15 protein-coding genes are annotated in these 16,043 nt (G+C 53.9%); 14 read left to right on the top strand and 1 reads right to left on the bottom strand.

The window, feature by feature from the left end; all coding sequences use genetic code 11:
- Window positions 1-17: 17 nt before the first annotated feature.
- Window positions 18-2,231 (bottom strand): LVIVD repeat-containing protein, encoded by a 2,214-nt coding sequence (locus ACOQPU_RS09075; protein WP_420644805.1) that lies wholly within the window; start codon window positions 2,229-2,231, stop codon window positions 18-20.
- Window positions 2,232-2,383: 152 nt separating this feature from the next.
- Here ACOQPU_RS09075 and ACOQPU_RS09070 point away from each other — a divergent pair, with 152 nt between their 5' ends.
- From ACOQPU_RS09070 to ACOQPU_RS09005, 14 genes are all read left to right on the top strand, one after another.
- The gene (locus ACOQPU_RS09070) at window positions 2,384-3,163 is read left to right on the top strand and encodes a glucose 1-dehydrogenase (protein WP_420644804.1); all 780 of its coding nucleotides are present in this window, start codon (window positions 2,384-2,386) and stop codon (window positions 3,161-3,163) included.
- 37 nt (window positions 3,164-3,200) lie between these two features.
- Window positions 3,201-4,391 (top strand): acyl-CoA dehydrogenase family protein, encoded by a 1,191-nt coding sequence (locus ACOQPU_RS09065; protein ID WP_420645819.1) that lies wholly within the window; start codon window positions 3,201-3,203, stop codon window positions 4,389-4,391.
- A gap of 220 nt (window positions 4,392-4,611) precedes the next feature.
- On the top strand, window positions 4,612-5,658 hold the full coding sequence (locus ACOQPU_RS09060; RefSeq protein WP_420644803.1) for a phosphotransferase family protein: 1,047 nt from the start codon (window positions 4,612-4,614) through the stop codon (window positions 5,656-5,658).
- A gap of 76 nt (window positions 5,659-5,734) precedes the next feature.
- Complete coding sequence (locus ACOQPU_RS09055) at window positions 5,735-6,124, top strand: potassium channel family protein (RefSeq protein ID WP_420644802.1); 390 nt, start codon at window positions 5,735-5,737, stop codon at window positions 6,122-6,124.
- Between the two features lie 27 nt (window positions 6,125-6,151).
- Window positions 6,152-7,003 (top strand): SDR family oxidoreductase, encoded by an 852-nt coding sequence (locus ACOQPU_RS09050; RefSeq protein WP_420644801.1) that lies wholly within the window; start codon window positions 6,152-6,154, stop codon window positions 7,001-7,003.
- A gap of 45 nt (window positions 7,004-7,048) precedes the next feature.
- Window positions 7,049-7,582, top strand: a complete 534-nt coding sequence (locus tag ACOQPU_RS09045; RefSeq protein WP_420644800.1) for a GrpB family protein — start codon at window positions 7,049-7,051, stop codon at window positions 7,580-7,582.
- Window positions 7,579-8,829 carry an ATP-binding protein gene (locus tag ACOQPU_RS09040; protein WP_420644799.1) on the top strand — a complete coding sequence of 417 codons (1,251 nt, stop codon included), beginning with the start codon at window positions 7,579-7,581 and terminating at the stop codon, window positions 8,827-8,829. The genes ACOQPU_RS09045 and ACOQPU_RS09040 overlap by 4 nt, the downstream gene beginning before the upstream one ends.
- Before the next feature lie 22 nt (window positions 8,830-8,851).
- Entirely contained in the window at window positions 8,852-9,766 is a 915-nt protein-coding gene (locus ACOQPU_RS09035) for an MBL fold metallo-hydrolase (RefSeq protein WP_420644798.1), read from the top strand.
- Between the two features lie 9 nt (window positions 9,767-9,775).
- The gene (locus ACOQPU_RS09030; RefSeq protein WP_420644797.1) at window positions 9,776-10,300 is read left to right on the top strand and encodes an NUDIX hydrolase; all 525 of its coding nucleotides are present in this window, start codon (window positions 9,776-9,778) and stop codon (window positions 10,298-10,300) included.
- A gap of 15 nt (window positions 10,301-10,315) precedes the next feature.
- Window positions 10,316-11,284, top strand: a complete 969-nt coding sequence (locus tag ACOQPU_RS09025) for an MBL fold metallo-hydrolase (protein ID WP_420644796.1) — start codon at window positions 10,316-10,318, stop codon at window positions 11,282-11,284.
- Between the two features lie 65 nt (window positions 11,285-11,349).
- A complete protein-coding gene (locus ACOQPU_RS09020; RefSeq protein WP_420644795.1) occupies window positions 11,350-11,835 on the top strand; it encodes an acyl-CoA thioesterase in 486 nt (161 codons plus the stop codon).
- 79 nt (window positions 11,836-11,914) lie between these two features.
- Window positions 11,915-13,591, top strand: coding sequence for an acyl-CoA dehydrogenase family protein (locus tag ACOQPU_RS09015; protein WP_420644794.1), 1,677 nt, complete (start codon window positions 11,915-11,917; stop codon window positions 13,589-13,591).
- A gap of 245 nt (window positions 13,592-13,836) precedes the next feature.
- Window positions 13,837-14,346, top strand: coding sequence for a hypothetical protein (locus ACOQPU_RS09010; RefSeq protein WP_420644793.1), 510 nt, complete (start codon window positions 13,837-13,839; stop codon window positions 14,344-14,346).
- A gap of 281 nt (window positions 14,347-14,627) precedes the next feature.
- Entirely contained in the window at window positions 14,628-16,016 is a 1,389-nt protein-coding gene (locus tag ACOQPU_RS09005) for an amidase (protein WP_420644792.1), read from the top strand.
- Window positions 16,017-16,043 lie beyond the last annotated feature (27 nt).

Raw genomic sequence — 16,043 nt, 5'->3', positions numbered from 1 at the left:
GCAAATAAAGCCCATTTTTACGGGACTATGTTCACGATCATGAGACCGGCAAAGCCTGCTGATACGTACAGAGTGCTGCCTTCTAATTCAATATTGCTGTACCATCCAGGCAATGAGAGTGTGCCAACCATTTTGGGGTTGACGGGATCGCTCACATCCAGTCCCCAGAGGGTGTTGTTGCCGGACAAATAGTAAATGCGATTTTCTTCCGTAACGGCCGTTCCTACCCCATAGGGCAATTCCCACTGGCTGGCTATGAACGGCCGTTCCTTATCCGTCACATCAATAACTGTTAGCGAATTGCATTCCGTACCTTCGCAGGCGGCGTACACCATATCGTTTACTACTGCGATCTGCCTGGCCTTTTGTAGCAATGTTAACCTACTAACCAGTTGGGGTGCCAGCGGTGAGCTGATGTTGATGATGACCAGCTCTCGTGGCTCACTGGCACCCAGCAGGTAAAGCGTATTGCCTTCATGCAGCAGTGTTGAAAAGCTATTAAGACCGGTAAATACAGTACCTGCCAGTTGCGGATTGGTGGGGTCTTGCAAGTCAAACGCGCCTAGCTCGCCAACAAATTCGTATCTGTCTTGCACCGGCATGTAGACGACGTTATCAACAACGGCCGTTGCCCAATAGTTTCCCTGAGATTGACCATCGGCTGGCGCGGTGTAGATTGGCTGGATTGCCTGGGGAGAGGCCGTGTCAAAAATAGCCAATCCGCGGTTCCAGATGGGGGCGATGAGGTGAGGCGTGTCGGTTAGCAGATTGAAAACTGGGTCTTCTGGTGCTAAAGTCAGTTTGCCCAGGCGTGTAGGGGTGGCTTGGCTGAGGTCAACGGCCGTAATTTTAGAGCCGCGCCCTTCACTAGACAGAAAATAGCTGACGGGCTGCCCCGGTAAAAAATCATCCACAATTTGCACGCCGAGCGGGTTGGTGTAGCTGCCCACCAGTTGCAAATTGGCCGGATCGCGGGTGTCGAAAATGCGCAGGCCGCTGCGGCCCGCAACGTACAAAAAGTCACCGCTGCCTGTCATCGCCCCCATACAGTTGTTAGGGTCAACCGTATCCCCGACCTGTTGGGGCGCATCTGGCTGGCGAATGTCAAAAATGGTTAGGGTAGTGGTGCAGTAGCCAAATTCGCCAAAGGTGAAGCTGGTGATCAGGGCGTGGTCAGTCACGGCCGTTTCGCCGGGTGGGGGGAATTCGGCAAACGGCGTTTCAGAGACAAATTGCGGCTCGGCCGGGTTAGTCAGATCGAAAATGACCAGATGAGAATTTTGCGTGATGTAAGAAAGGTAGAGGGTGTTGTGCTGAACGGCCGTCCTGATGCGATGAATGGCACCTGGGGCGTCAATGCGGCTGATGGTTTCGTCAGGATTTTGTGCGGGTGCCACGCGAATGCCCGACCCGGCGGGCAAAAAGAGCAAATCGCCCGCCACGCCAAAGCCTTCGCTTTGGCCTAAGGGCAATGAACCACTAAATTGTGGCTCTGAGGCCGTTGGTAACTCAAACCAGATCAGGTCGTTCGCGCTAGGTGCATAGTTTCTTACAAAAACGCGCCCGCCGCTCAGGGCGACTTGTTGGGCATCGAGTGGGTTTGCTTCTGAATAATTTGGCCCTGCGTTAACAATTTCAATCTTGGCCGGGTCAGATACGTCTAGGACGACCAAGCCAGCGCGTCCGGCGGCTCCGTAAATGAACGCCCCGTCTTTGGCGATGTCACGTAGGGAATTACCCAAAATGGGGCTTTGGCCGATGAATTGGGGCGCAGCGGGGTTGCTTATGTCTACCAGCGCCAGCCGGGGGCCAACGCCCAGGTAAGCGATGTTGTTCTCCACGAGAACGGCTGTTGGCACACCGCCAAAGTGATCAGCCAGAGTAAACGTGACGCTGTTTTCGCTGGGCAAGGTGGGGAACACGGGCGGCGTGGGCGTGGGGGTGGCTGTGGGGTAGTTGAATGTGCGCGGCTCAGGGGTGGGCGTGGGCGCGTCGAGTTCGGGGGCAAATGATTGGCGATCGATGGTGGCGATGGGGATGGCTGTAGGGGAAACGGCCGTTACCGAGCTTGTGGGGTTAGATACGGCCGTTGCCGATGCCGTCGGGCCAGGAGCATCAGCTTCTACAGTGGCTTGCGACTCAATAGGCGCACAGGCAGCCGTCCCAGAGACGGTTAATGACAAAAAGATGAGTAGGAAAGCGGCCGTTTGCCGCCATTTTTTGAGAATCATCGCGTCTTTTCCTCCATTTCCGTCACAATTTTAACGAATTGCGGCATAGACCGGCTGGGCGCGTGGCCTACGGACGGCCTCCTTTTGCCTAAACCCGCTCCGCCGATTATAGTTTGACAGTCTTCAAAACCTATCCACAAAAGAGGAACCACATGAGCAAGCAGCCAGATTTTGATCTTACCGGAAAAGTAGCGCTGATCACTGGTGCCTCACGCGGCATCGGCCAGGCTATTGCCGAGGCGTATGCCGCTGCCGGGGCGAAGGTGGTGCTGGCCAGCCGTAAGCAAGCTGCGCTGGACGAAGTAGCTGAAATTATTCGTGGCAACGGCGGTGAAGCGCTGCCTATTGCTGCCCATACGGGGGATGATGCGGCGGTGAACGAACTGGTGGCTAAGGCAACCGAAGCGTTTGGTGGCATTGACATTGTGGTAAACAATGCCGCCACCAACCCCCATTTTGGTCCCGTTTTAACTGCTGAAGAAGGCCATTGGGACAAAATCTTGGACGTGAATGTGAAGGGCTATTTTCGCGTGGCCAAAGGGTGTGTTCCCAGCATGAAGGCGCGCGGCGGTGGCAAAATCATCAACATTGCCTCAATAGCGGGATTAGCCCCGCAGCCGGGCATGGGGGTGTATTGCGTGAGCAAAGCGGCCGTTCTCATGCTAACAGAAGTGCTGGCGGCAGAATTGGCGGCCAACAACATTCAGGTCAATGCCATTGCCCCTGGCTTCATCAAAACCAAATTTAGTGCCGCTATTTGGAGCAACCCCCAGCTCAACGAAATGGTGATGAAGCAAATTCCACAGGGTCGCATGGCCGAGCCAGAAGAGCTAACCGGCATGGCACTCTACCTGGCTTCAGATGCTTCCAGCTTCACCACGGGCGCAACGATGCTGATTGATGGCGGGCAATTTATTGGCAACGCACTGTAGAGTCGTTGCATTGCAACGACTCTACGAGGATGGCACAATGTTCGACATCTCCCCTGAACTTAAGAAGATTTTGGCTTCGACGCGCGAATTTGTGCGCGAGGAGTTGATTCCTCTGGAGCCAGCCTATTTGGCAGATGGGTTTAACGCGCTGGAGCCAACTTTGCAGCAAAAGCGGCAAATGGTGCAGGATTTGGGTCTTTGGCTACCGCAGGTGCCTCAGGAATATGGCGGTTTGGGGCTGACGCTTTTTGAACATGGGCTGATGAGCCAGGAGTTAGGCCAAACACCTATTGGGCATTACGTCTTCAACTGCCAGGCTCCAGACGCAGGCAACATGGAGATTCTCATCGACCACGGCACGCCGAAGCAAAAAGAAACGTACTTGATGCCGCTGCTGCGGGGTGAGAGTCGTAGCTGCTTTTCGATGACGGAACCGGAACATGCCGGTTCTAACCCGACGATGATGAGCACAACGGCCGTTCGCGAAGGTGATAGCTACATCATTGACGGTCACAAATGGTTTACCAGCTCGGCTGATGGGGCAGCGTTTGCTGTGGTCATGGCCATTACCGACCCGGAGGCCAGCCGCCATGCCCGTGCCAGCCAAATCATCGTACCGCTGGATGCGCCGGGCTATTCGCTGGTGCGCAACATCTCCGTGATGGGCGAGCCGGGCGACGGCTGGGCCAGCCACGGCGAAGTACGCTACGATGAAGTGCGCGTGCCGCTAACGAATTTGCTGGGCAAAGAGGGAGAAGGCTTCGCCATCGCTCAGGAGCGGCTGGGGCCAGGCCGCATTCACCACTGTATGCGCTGGTTGGGCATTTGTGAACGAGCCTTTGAGATGATGTGTACGTATGCTTTGCAGCGAGAGGTGGCTCCGGGACGGCCGTTAGCAGGCCAACAAACCATCCAGAATTGGGTGGCCGAAAGCCGCGCCGAGATCAACGCTGCTCGCCTGCTGGTGCTGGCGACAGCTAAGAAGATTGACGAAGAAGGACAGTATGCCGCCCGCGACGACATCTCGCTCATCAAGTTTCACGTAGCTGGGTTGCTGCAAACGGTGCTGGACCGCGCCTTGCAGGTCCATGGCGGCCTGGGCATGACCGATGACACACCCATCGCCTACTGGTTCCGCCATGAGCGTGCCGCTCGTATCTACGACGGGCCGGACGAAGTACACAAATGGTCGGTGGCGCGGCGTATTTTTGCTCAATACACGTCGTAGAGATGTTGCATTGCAACGTCTCTAAAATGCAAATCGTCTAAATAATGCGCTTTTCGGGTGTTAGAAAATGGATTTCAGCTTCGCCGACGCCAACCATACAGTACAGAACTTGGCGGTCAAAATTGCCATCTTTGTTGTATGAAACTTGGTTTTATGTGCTGTATTTGGCGCAACGGCCGTTTTTGGATCAGGCAAATTGTGATATGGGAATAGTTGAAGAATGAGTGACACGATTGATGTGCGGCCAGATGAGCGGTTTGACGAAGCCCGGCTGGCAGCGTACCTGCGAGGCAAGCTGCCGGGTAGTGAAGATCGGCTAAATGTGCGGCAGTTTGGTGGCGGGGCTGCCAATCTGACCTACCTGCTCGATTTCGGCAGCCATGAGTACGTTTTGCGCCGCCCGCCGCTGGGGCCAGTGGCTAAATCGGCTCATGACATGGCACGAGAATACAAAGTACTTTCTGTGCTGCACCACGCGTTGCCCTACGCGCCGCGCGCCTTTTTGTATTGCGATAATCCTGCGCTCATTGGAGCTAACTTTTTTGTGATGGAGCGGCGCAAAGGGGTAGTGGTGCGCCGCCAACTGCCACCCCAGTTTGCCAACTTGCCGGACGCGCCGCGCCGCATGAGCCAAGCGTTGGTAGATGCGCTGGCTAAACTCCATGCTGTGGATTACGCGGCGTTGGGTCTGACCAACTTGGGCAAGCCAGAAGGATTCATTGAGCGGCAGGTGGAAGGCTGGCACAAGCGGTGGCACGCTGCCAAGGAAGGTGACTTACCAGAAATGGAGGCGGTTTACCAGTGGCTAACGGCCAATTTGCCCGGTTCAACACAATTCTCGCTGGTGCACAACGATTACAAGCTGGATAACGTGATGCTGGCGGCGGACGATCCGGGGCAGGTGGCGGCGATATTTGATTGGGATATGAGTACGCTAGGCGATCCGCTGTCTGACTTAGGAGCACTGCTCTGTTACTGGACGGAGCCGACAGATGCGCCTTACTTTCAGCAGATGGCGATGATGCCGACTGGCGATTTGGGCTTTTTAACCCGACAGGAATTGGTAGAACGGTATGCTATGAAGAGCGGCCGTTCCGTCCATAACATCAATTTTTACCACACGCTGGGGTTGTTTCGGCTGGTGGTGATCATCGCTCAGATTTACATTCGGTTTGTACGCGGGCAAACCCAGGACAAGCGATTTGCCGCTTTTGGCCCTATGATTCCGTTGATGGCCAAAGCGGCCGTTGAAGTCATGGAGGGTTAACTTGCCACAGAGAATACAAAGGTTTTAGGGTAAATTCTCTTAACTCTCTGTGTCCTCTGTGATCCATAATATTTTTATGCCAGCATTGTTTATTTTTCTGTTGCGGCTTGTTCGCGGCATTCGGGACGGTTTGAAAGAGCCAGAGTTTCGCGGGCTGTTTTGGTCGGTAGTGCTTATTTTGCTCACAGGTACTTGGTTTTATCATCAGGTGGAGGGGTGGAGTTGGCTGGATTCGTTTTACTTCAGCGTGATTACGCTGACGACGGTGGGGTATGGGGATTTTTCACCGCAAACGGCCGTTGGCAAAATCTTTACCATCATCTATATCATTTTGGGATTGGGGGTGCTCTCCAGTTTCTTGCTCTTGCTCGCGAACTACCAATCATCCAATTCACCTTCGCTGTTGTCGCGGCTCAAAAATCGGGAGAAACGGCCGTCTGCCAATGAACCTTCAACTAAAGAATAAGAATCCGAAAATGGGAAAAATAATTTGATGAATTACCGATCTATTTTCAGAGATGATCTTTTTGCAAAGCAAACCATCATGGTGACGGGCGGCGGCAGCGGCATTGGTCGGGCCACAGCGATTGAGCTGGCTAGCTTGGGGGCGCATGTGGTGTTGGTGGGGCGGACAATGGAGAAGTTAACGGCCGTTTCCGAAGAAATCGCACAACTTGGCAGCGAATCCAGCACTTTTGGTTGTAACATCCGCGAGGAGGAGCAGGTGCAGGCGTTGTTTGCCAACGTGTTGGCCGCGCGGGGACGCATTCATGGCTTGGTAAACAATGCGGGTGGTCAATTTCTCAGCCCCGCTGAGTTTATTAGCAAAAAAGGATTTCATGCAGTCGTGGAAACCAATCTCACCGGCACCTTTTTAATGTGCCGTGAAGCATACAACCAAGCTATGCGGGACAACGGTGGCGTGATTGTGAACATGCTGATGGAAAATTGGCGCGGCTTCCCAGGCATGGTGCATTCGGCGGCAGCACGGGCTGGTATCGAGAATCTCACCAAGACGTTGGCCGTAGAGTGGGCGCGTTCTGGCGTTCGTATCAATGCTGTTGCTCCCGGCCTCATCGAATCCAGCGGGTTAGACAATTACCCGGATATGGCCAAGCAGTTTATTCAAAATGTGATCAAAGATATTCCTTTCAAGCGGATGGGTACGGAGAGCGAAACGGCCGCAGTCATTGTGTTCTTGCTCTCGCCTGGCGCTAACTACATCAGCGGCGAATCAGTTCGCATAGATGGTGCCAGCTCGCTATGGCGCAAAACGTGGGGGATTGAGGAGCACGACAATGCCCCCAAGCCATATAATGGATTTGAGCAGGATTGGTTCGTGTAACAAGATGCGTTTTTGGGGGGATTGCGGCATAATAATAATTGTAAAATGGGAAGAAAAGTTATTGTCACCCCACATGATCCAGTCTGGACTGAGCAGTACAAAACAGAGGCGGCACGGTTAACGTCCGTCTTTCAACCCATCCTTGTCGCTATTCACCATTTTGGCAGCACCGCCATCCCCGGCATTAATGCCAAACCAGTTATTGATATTTTGATTGTGGTGAAGGATATTACAGCCGTAATCCACCTCATCGATCCAATGGCACAGCAAGGCTACCTTAGTAAAGGAGAGAAGGGTATTTCTGGGCGACATTACTTTCGTAAAGGAAGTGATGCACACCATACTCATCATGTTCACGTGTATGAGGAAAATCATCCAGAAATTGCCCGGCATCTCAACTTTCGTGATTATTTGCGACACCATCCAGAGGATGCCATCGTTTATAGCCAGCTCAAAGAGCATTTGGCGCAAACACATTATTCTGATCCCGCGGCGTACACCGATAGCAAATCAACATTTATCCGCAACATTGATCTTAAGGCGCGTTTATGGCGTCAAGCACAGGTAGAACCGTCATGAAAACGGGAAAATTATCGGAAGCACAGTTTGAAATAATTCGCGAAGCCCAGCCAGCCCCAATCGATCCCTCGGAAACGGCCGCTGGCTCTACCGTGGTTGGCCTCTTATCCTCCCTCGACCGCAATATGTTAGATGAGGTCATGATCGAGCATCGCTTTGGCCCTGGCGAAATCGTGGTATACGAAGGGCAGTATGGCGATATTGCGTACCTGATTTGGTCGGGGCGCGTAGCCGTGGTGCAGGGGGATTTTTCGCGCCCGGCCAGCGTCAACTATCGCGGTCCTGGGGAAGTGGTGGGTGAGATGTCCCTCATTGATAATAAGCCCCGCTCTGCTTCCATTGTGGCCTTAGACGATGTGCGTCTGCTGGGGATTCATCGCAACGACTTCTTTGATCTGCTGCAAATTGACCCCAACTTCAGCACCAACATGATGGAAATTTTGAGCAGACGGCTGCGCGCCGCAGAAGAGATGTCGCGGGTGAACACCGCCATCGGGCGCGAGTTAAGTGCTGAACTGCAAGAGTTGCAATCCGAAAATGAAGCGTTACGGCAGATGGAGCAGCGTCGCCAGGAGCTTAGCGAACTGGTCGTGCATGATTTGCGAAATCCGCTTGGCAACTTGTTTAGTGCCTTGAACATGCTGGAGCTAGTCTTGCCACCAGACGTGCTGGACGAAAATCGAGAGCTTCTGGATATTGCTCGCCTTTCCCATTTAAGAATGCAGGATTTGGTAGATTCACTGCTGGATATTGCCCAATTTGAGGCTGGGCGGCCAATGGGCGAGCGTCAACCCACAAATATTGCCACCTTGATGATGGAAGTAGCGCAGCTAAACGCTTTTGCGCTGGACAAACGGGAGATGACGCTGACGGAAAATTTCCCTGAAGATTTGCCCCTCGTATTGGCCGATCCCAATCAAATTCGGCGGGTGATTACCAACTTGGTGGACAATGCGATTAAGTATTCACCTAAAGGTGGGCCACTAGTAGTAACGGCCGTTCGCCAGGGCAATATGGTGGAAGTGAGCGTCATAGACGAAGGCCCCGGCGTGGCCATTGCCGAGCGAGACCATATTTTTGATCGCTTTGCCCAGGTAGAAACGGGCGGCATTCGTCCGCGAGGCTTTGGGTTAGGTTTGTCTTACTGTAAATTGGCGGTGGAGGCGCATAGCGGCCGTATCTGGGTAGAAACCGGGCCTAATGGTGTGGGCAGCTGCTTTGTCTTTACCCTGCCGATTGTTGTTTGATTATCTGCACATTTGAAAACATATGGCACACACAAACGAACTCCAATTAATTGAGAATCGAGGTTGGGACGAGCGCATTCTTGTTTGCCGCAACGGGAAGCTGGTAGATACGTTCATTGTGGTGAGCGAGCGATTTGTGGTGTTGGTAGATACCGTCATCAACCCACATACTGCTACCCAGATGCTGGAATATGCCCAACCTCACTTAGCTAACGGCCGTCAGCTATTGGTCATAAACACCCACGCAGATTACGATCATTGCTGGGGAAACCAACTTTTTGCAGGGGAAACGGCCGTTCATCCCGCCCCCATCATTGGTAGCCATCTTAGTCCCGCCAAATTCCAGCAGCCAGAAGCAGAAACGTACCTCGCCAAAATGAAAGAACTGGAGCCGGAAATTTTTGGCGATGTGATATTTACGCCGCCCACCATGCTCATTCAGGATAAATTTGTCATCAACGGCGGTGACTTAACATTGGAACTGTTGCCAACCCCCGGCCACACGGATGACCATTATTCGCTGTTCTTGCCAGAAATTGAAACGGTGCTGGCGGCGGATGCGGCCGAACTGCCGTACCCAATGGCCCGTACGCCGGACGGTCTGCCGCAGATGCGGGAATCGCTGGCGGCATTGGTTGCGTTGCCTGCGGAGATGGTGCTTTATTGTCATGCGCCAGTAACAGCGGGGCGGCAACTGCTGTTAGATAACATCGCCTACTTCAATGCCATTGAGGCTCAATGCCGTGCAGCTTTGAAGCAAGGTCTCTCGTTGGAACTGGATGAGGAAACAGATGTGCTGGCTGTGGTGGATTGTCCATATGAAACGGCCGTTCCCAACACCGAAAAGTGGCAAAACGTCCACGATTATTACAAAACGGCAGGACATGCCAGCCAGATTCGGGCCATGCTGCAATGGCTGGCTAAAGAAGTAAGGTAACAAAACAACATGGCGCAGCAGCCCACGATTGTAAGCCAGCGCGGACGGCCGTTTGCCACCTCAGCTATTGCCCTGCAAGCCATCATCATCAACGAAAATGAGCAATTTTTGCTGCTTTCTTCACCGCGACGCAACGGTCGTCACGAATGGCAAACGGTTAGCGGCGGTTTGGAGGCAGGTGAGACAATTTTGGACGGTACTCTGCGAGAGGTTCGCGAAGAGGTGGGGAATATTCAGGTACGGCCGTTAACCGTCCTCCACAGTCACACCTTCCACTACGACGAAAATGTGTCATTCATGGTGGGCATCTACTATCTGCTGCGCTATGAAGGAGGCGAGGTGGTTCCAGGTGATGACATGGCAGGCAGTGAGCATAAGTGGTGGGGCCTGGCTGAACTGGAAACGGCCGTTGCCCAAGATAAAACCACGCTGCACTTCTCTACCCATCTTTGGATGCTGCGTCGGGCGGCCAAGCTGTACCGCGTTTTGGCTGATGATTGGGTGGAAACGGCCGTGTTGCAACCCCCATTGTAAAGTGAAGGAAGTTTGATGAACCCCATCCGCATTGAGTTGCCAACGGAGTTTAACGTTGGGCCAGTCAATAGCTATCTGTTCACTGAGCCTGAGCCCATTTTGGTGGATTGTGGCGTAGATACCGAGGCGGGTTGGGATGCTTTACAAGGGGGCTTGGCGCAACATGGCCTGATGCCAACCGACATTCACCGCATCATCATTACCCATCCCCACGTAGACCATTTTGGGTTGGCAACGCACATTCTTGCACAGAGCGACTGCCAGGTTTGGGTGTCTGATTTGGCACCTGAGTGGCTTACCAATCCCAAAAAAATGTTTGGGCTACGGCTGGCATATTACCGCGATTATTTTTTGCGTCAGGCTGGCTTGCCAAAAGAGGCATCTCAATTGGTGCAGGCGTATTTTGCCAAAGTGGGCGAAGAAACGACGCCAATTCCTGCTGAGCGCATCCAAACTTTCAAAATTGAGGCTTGGTTGGCGATGGGGGGTGCAGATTGGCAGGTGCTGCATATGCCTGGCCACGCCAGCCATCAAACCTGCTTCTACCAGCCAGACAGCCGCCAATTCCTCTCAGCTGATATGCTGTTGCCCAAAACCCCAACGCCCATTGTGGAACGGCCGTCTGATGGAATAACTCGCCAGCCCAGCCTGCCCATCTTCATGGAGTCGCTGAAACGGTGCGAAGCGTTGGAGATCGATTGGGTTTTTCCGGGGCATGGCGAACCATTCCAAAACCATTGCCAGCTCATCCACAAGCAGCGCAACCGCATCCACAAGCGCAAGGATGAAGCGTTGACGCTCATCCAGCAAGGCCACCATACCGCCTATGCCTTGATGAACGAGATGTATGCTCATTACCCGCCCGCCTTCCGCGTTGCCGGACTATGGATGCTCATTGGCTACCTTGATTTGCTCCAGGCAGAGGGGAAAATTGAGGTGGAGACGGTGGGAAGTGTTTGGTGTTTTTCAGTAGCAGGAGATTAGAGATTGGAGGCTGGAGATTTACGAAACCAATCTCTAATCTCTAGTCTTCAATCTCCAAAAAACGCATGATAGACATTGCTCAAATTCAACAACTTGCTTGCTTCCACCGTGCCACCATTCCGGAGGCATATCTGGACGTGATGGGGCATATGAACATTCGGCATTACATGGGGCTGTTTGACGATGCCGCTTGGGGCTTTTTTGCTGCATTTGGCATGGACGAGGCATACTATCACAGTGCCAACAGCGGGGCATTTGCCCTGGAACAGCACATTCGCTACCTGGCAGAAGTGCATGTGGGCGAAACGGTGGCGATTCATACGCGGGTTAACGGCCGTTCCGTCAAACGCATCCATTTCATCCACTTTATGCTCAATGAAACCACCGGTAAGCTGGCCGCCACGCTAGAGGTGGTTGGCTCCCATGCCAACTTGGCTACCCGCCGCACCTCTCCCTTCCCAGACCACATTGCCGCCCGGCTAGATCAGCTTCTGGCCGAACACAACCAGCTTGATTGGCAGGCTCCGCTGTGTGGCGTTATGAATCCGTGAGCGGTAATCTGTGGTCGGTCATCGGTTTGATTTACCGATTACGGATAACCGTTCACCGATTACCGAAATGAGGTAAATCATGCAACCTTTCAACCAATCCCCACCCAGCCTGGGTAACCAGTTTGACGATGATCGCGTGCTGCGAAGCTATTTGCGGCGGGTGTTGCCGCCAGAGGTGCTGACTGAAGTGGAACGGCCGCTGCGCGAAATGGGCGCGCTAGCGGGAGGCGACCTGTACCAGATGCAGCTAGCTGACCGACTGAATGAGCCTGTACTCACCCAGTGGGACCCGTGGGGCAATCGCATTGACGAAATAGAGGTGTCCCCCCTGTGGCAAAAGGCAGAAAAGCTGGCGGCTGAGCACGGGGTGGTGGCGGCGGCATATGAGGGCAAGTACGGCCGTTTCGACCGCATCTACCAGTTTGCCCTGGCTTACCTCTTCCATCCCTCCACCGACGTTTACACCTGCCCGCTGGCCATGACCGATGGCGCAGCTCGCACGCTGCTTACCTCTGGCAATCAAGAGCTGATTGATCGCGCCGTACCCCACCTCACCAGCCGCGATCCGGCCCACTTTTGGACCAGCGGGCAATGGATGACGGAATCTACAGGCGGCTCTGACGTGGGCCTGTCAGAAACTGTTGCCAAATTGAATGCGCAAGAGGAGTGGTTACTTTACGGCCGTAAATGGTTCACTTCTGCCGCCACCTCCCAAATGACGCTGACGCTGGCTCGCCCGGAAGGCAATCCGCCCGGCGGTAAAGGGCTGGCCCTGTTTTACCTGGAAACGCATGAGGAGGATGGCTCACTGCAAAACATCGAGGTGCTGCGACTGAAGGACAAACTCGGCACGCGCAAAGTCCCCACGGCCGAACTGATGCTGCACGGCACGACGGCTGTTCCGGTAATGGGCCTCAACAACGGCGTGCGTAATATCGTACCCATGCTGCATCTGACCCGCACCTGGAACAGCATTTCGGCGGCGGCATTTATGCGGCGCGGCATGGCATTGGCCCGCAGCTATGCTCAGAAACGCATTGCCTTTGGCGCACCATTGGCAGAAAAGCCCTTGCATCTAGATACGCTGGCCGAGATGCAGGCTGAAACGGAAGCTGCCTTCCACCTCACCTTTTTCCTGGTGGAACTGATCGGCAAGGATGAGGCGGGCGAAATTAGCGAAGAAGAGGCGCATTTGCTGCGGTTGCTTACCTCGCTGGCCAAGCTAACCACTGGCAAGCAGGCAGTCGTTGTTGCCAGTGAAGTGCTGGAAGCGTTTGGTGGGGCGGGCTATGTGGAGGACACCGGTTTGCCGCTGCTGCTGCGCGACGGCCAGGTGTTGCCTATCTGGGAAGGGACCACCAACGTGCTGTCGCTGGATGCGCTGCGGGCGTTGGGTAGCTCTGGTGAGCCACTGCTGGCACTGTCCAATGAGGTGGATCGCTGTGTGGGTTCGGTTACAGATGGCCGCCTCAATGCAGCGGGGGAAGTGGCACAAACGGCCGTTGCTCACGCCATGAACTGGTTACAAAGTCATTTAGCAGATCGGCACTACCTGGAAGCTGGCGCACGCCGCTTTGCCCTCACGCTGGGCCGTGCCTTGGCCTTGGCCAAGCTGATTGAGCAAGCCCAATGGTCGCTGGATGTAGAGGGAGACGGCCGTCCTCGTGCCGCTGCCTGCCGCTTTGCGAAAACGGCCGTTAACCGCATCCAAGCCATAAACTCAGAAGATGCGCTGCTTTTAGCAGATGATATGTAATTTTAAGGAGATGAGAGACTGGAGACTGGAGATCGAAATCCACCCAAGCTCTAATCTCCAATCTCCGATCTCCAAATTTCCCCAAAGTAAGGTATCATTCTGGCAATGAGGCAAATCACAATCGATTTGAGATAAATTCAGCTAGTTATGTGATTTGCCTTTTGTAAAAGCCAAATGTGTTTTCAGATTTTCAATTCTTTTGGCTTTTACACAACCCCAACACACCCATGAAGGAGGAGACAACGGTGAAATTAAGAAGTGTGCTACTTTTGGCGGTGATGCTCCTGACATTAGCGGCTTGTGGTGAAGCCGAGCCTGTGCCAGAGGCGTTGCCTACCGATTACAACTATGCCGCTGGCGAACTAAACTTTTCTGTGGCTTTGAGTGGCGTGGTTATTCAGGTAACGGATGTAGAAGTGTACGCCAGCGACGGCAACATTGCCCAAGGCTTTGTTTATGTGGTGCCCACGGTAAGCGTGACTAATCAGAATGAAACGGCCGTTTCCAGCCGTGACTTTACCCTGGTAGACGAATATTTGAACGAATATGAATCCTGGCAAACCGACGTTGCCTTTGGCGCGGCGTTACAAACCATGCCAGAGATTATTGGGACAGGAGATACCGTTTCGGCCAATCACGTCTTTATCGTGCCCGCCGCTTCTTTGCAGGCAAACCTGAAGCTACGCTGGGATTCCCCCATTACGCTCTCGCGGATTGATGTGGCCCTGGGTGATTTAGGCACAGCAGGGCAATAAATACCCATTCGCAAATGAAATGTGGAAATGGCGCATGGGCTTAAAGTAGCTGTTCGGTTCCAAAACCGCTAAGGTACAACCGAAAGGCTACCAAGGATAAAGAAATGAATAAGGTACGCAATCGCAGAAATTGGCTTGTTCTGGTATTGATATTTGCGGTTTTCCTGGTTTTGAACAGCAATGTCTTGTGGCAGGGAATAGTTGGTTCTTTGCTGGTGGTACTTATTTCGTATGCTGCTCTGGCTAGATTTGGCGTTTTATAAGCAAACGAGGGGGCACTTTTGAATAAACCAATTTGGCCTGACGCAACCGAATTACTGCGGCAAATGCAAAGCGGGGAGTGCACGGCCGTTTCCATCGTCACTGAGCATATTGACCGACTGGAAGCAAATCATGCCCGTTTGAATGCGGCCGTTCATGTGTTTAAGGACGAAGCCTTGGCCGAAGCCCATAATCCCCGCCCTGGCCCTCTCTCTGGCCTGCCAATTAGCGTCAAAGAGACGATTGGTCTTGCTGGGCAAGCCATCACCGCTGGCTCCCGACGAATGCCGCCCATCGTTTACGCGCAGGATGCGCCCGTGGTGCAACGGCTGCGGGCGGCTGGGGCGATTGTGCTGGCGCGCAGCAACGTGCCGGAATTTGCTATGGCTGGGGAAACGGACAATTTGATTTACGGCCGTACCAACAACCCCCTTGATGAAACCCGCGTGCCGGGCGGCTCTTCTGGTGGCGAAGGGGCACTGGTTGGCTCTGGCTCTACCACGCTTGGCATCGGCACCGACATTTTGGGCAGCATTCGCATTCCCGCCTCATTTTGTGGCGTCGTAGGCTTTAAGCCCGCCTCCGGCGCGGTGAACAAGCAAGGCATCTGGCCCGATTTGCAAGGATTGTTTTTGGACTCCTGGTTGGGTGTGGGGCCGCTAACCCGCTCCGTGCGGGATGCGCGATTAGTTTATGACGTCATCGCCGAGAAGCCGCTGCCGGAACCAAAATCGCCCAACGGCTTGCGCCTCATCATTCCCCAACAGTTTGAGCTAACGGCCAAAGCAGATTGCATCAACGCGGCCTACACGATGGCCCAAACGGTGTTGGAAATGGCGGGGCTGGTGGCAGAGGAACGGCCGTTTCCCGACGTAAAAACCCACTTTCTCAACCTGCAACAAATCCTAGCCGCCGAACTAGAGAAACCGTTCTACGACATGCTTGTCACCGCCGATGGGCAAAAATTTAGTTTGGCCGCAGAAACATTGCGGCAGGCAGTTGGGCGCGGGACCATTTACGGCGGCCTCTTCCAGCTTATTGCCATTATCCCCGTCATAAAACCACGCAAGGCCGGGCGCGTGGCCGAAATCATTCGCACCTACGAGCAAGCGCGCGCTGATTTGTACCAGCTATTGGGCGACGATGGCGTCCTTTTGCTGCCCACGCTTGGCATTTTGGCACCCAAGCATGGGCAAATGAACCGCGCCTCGCTTCGTCCCGGTGTCAACGGCACCGTCACGGCAATGACTTTTTGCAACTATATGAACCTGTCTGCCATCACCGTACCCGCCTGGAAAGACCCAGACCCGGAAACTGGCTTGGTGCCAGGCGTCATGCTGGCCTGCGCCCCCGGTGCGGAGGCCGCTTTGCTGGATGCAGCTTCTGCACTAGAAGCTGGCATCTCGTAAATAATAATGGCTCTTTTGGAACTTGAG

Source organism: Candidatus Leptofilum sp. (assembly GCF_965223285.1).
In the GTDB taxonomy this organism is placed as follows: Bacteria; Chloroflexota; Anaerolineae; order Promineifilales; family Promineifilaceae; genus Leptofilum.
The sequence above is the reverse complement of the archived record's forward strand: the minus strand, read 5'-3'. Positions and strand labels throughout refer to the sequence as shown.

Coding starts and splice junctions, on each gene's coding strand:
- ACOQPU_RS09075 (WP_420644805.1), bottom strand. CDS start 2,231: ATGATTCTCAAAAAATGGCGGCAAACGGCCGCTTTCCTACTCATCTTT.
- ACOQPU_RS09070 (WP_420644804.1), top strand. CDS start 2,384: ATGAGCAAGCAGCCAGATTTTGATCTTACCGGAAAAGTAGCGCTGATC.
- ACOQPU_RS09065 (WP_420645819.1), top strand. CDS start 3,201: ATGTTCGACATCTCCCCTGAACTTAAGAAGATTTTGGCTTCGACGCGC.
- ACOQPU_RS09060 (WP_420644803.1), top strand. CDS start 4,612: ATGAGTGACACGATTGATGTGCGGCCAGATGAGCGGTTTGACGAAGCC.
- ACOQPU_RS09055 (WP_420644802.1), top strand. CDS start 5,735: ATGCCAGCATTGTTTATTTTTCTGTTGCGGCTTGTTCGCGGCATTCGG.
- ACOQPU_RS09050 (WP_420644801.1), top strand. CDS start 6,152: ATGAATTACCGATCTATTTTCAGAGATGATCTTTTTGCAAAGCAAACC.
- ACOQPU_RS09045 (WP_420644800.1), top strand. CDS start 7,049: ATGGGAAGAAAAGTTATTGTCACCCCACATGATCCAGTCTGGACTGAG.
- ACOQPU_RS09040 (WP_420644799.1), top strand. CDS start 7,579: ATGAAAACGGGAAAATTATCGGAAGCACAGTTTGAAATAATTCGCGAA.
- ACOQPU_RS09035 (WP_420644798.1), top strand. CDS start 8,852: ATGGCACACACAAACGAACTCCAATTAATTGAGAATCGAGGTTGGGAC.
- ACOQPU_RS09030 (WP_420644797.1), top strand. CDS start 9,776: ATGGCGCAGCAGCCCACGATTGTAAGCCAGCGCGGACGGCCGTTTGCC.
- ACOQPU_RS09025 (WP_420644796.1), top strand. CDS start 10,316: ATGAACCCCATCCGCATTGAGTTGCCAACGGAGTTTAACGTTGGGCCA.
- ACOQPU_RS09020 (WP_420644795.1), top strand. CDS start 11,350: ATGATAGACATTGCTCAAATTCAACAACTTGCTTGCTTCCACCGTGCC.
- ACOQPU_RS09015 (WP_420644794.1), top strand. CDS start 11,915: ATGCAACCTTTCAACCAATCCCCACCCAGCCTGGGTAACCAGTTTGAC.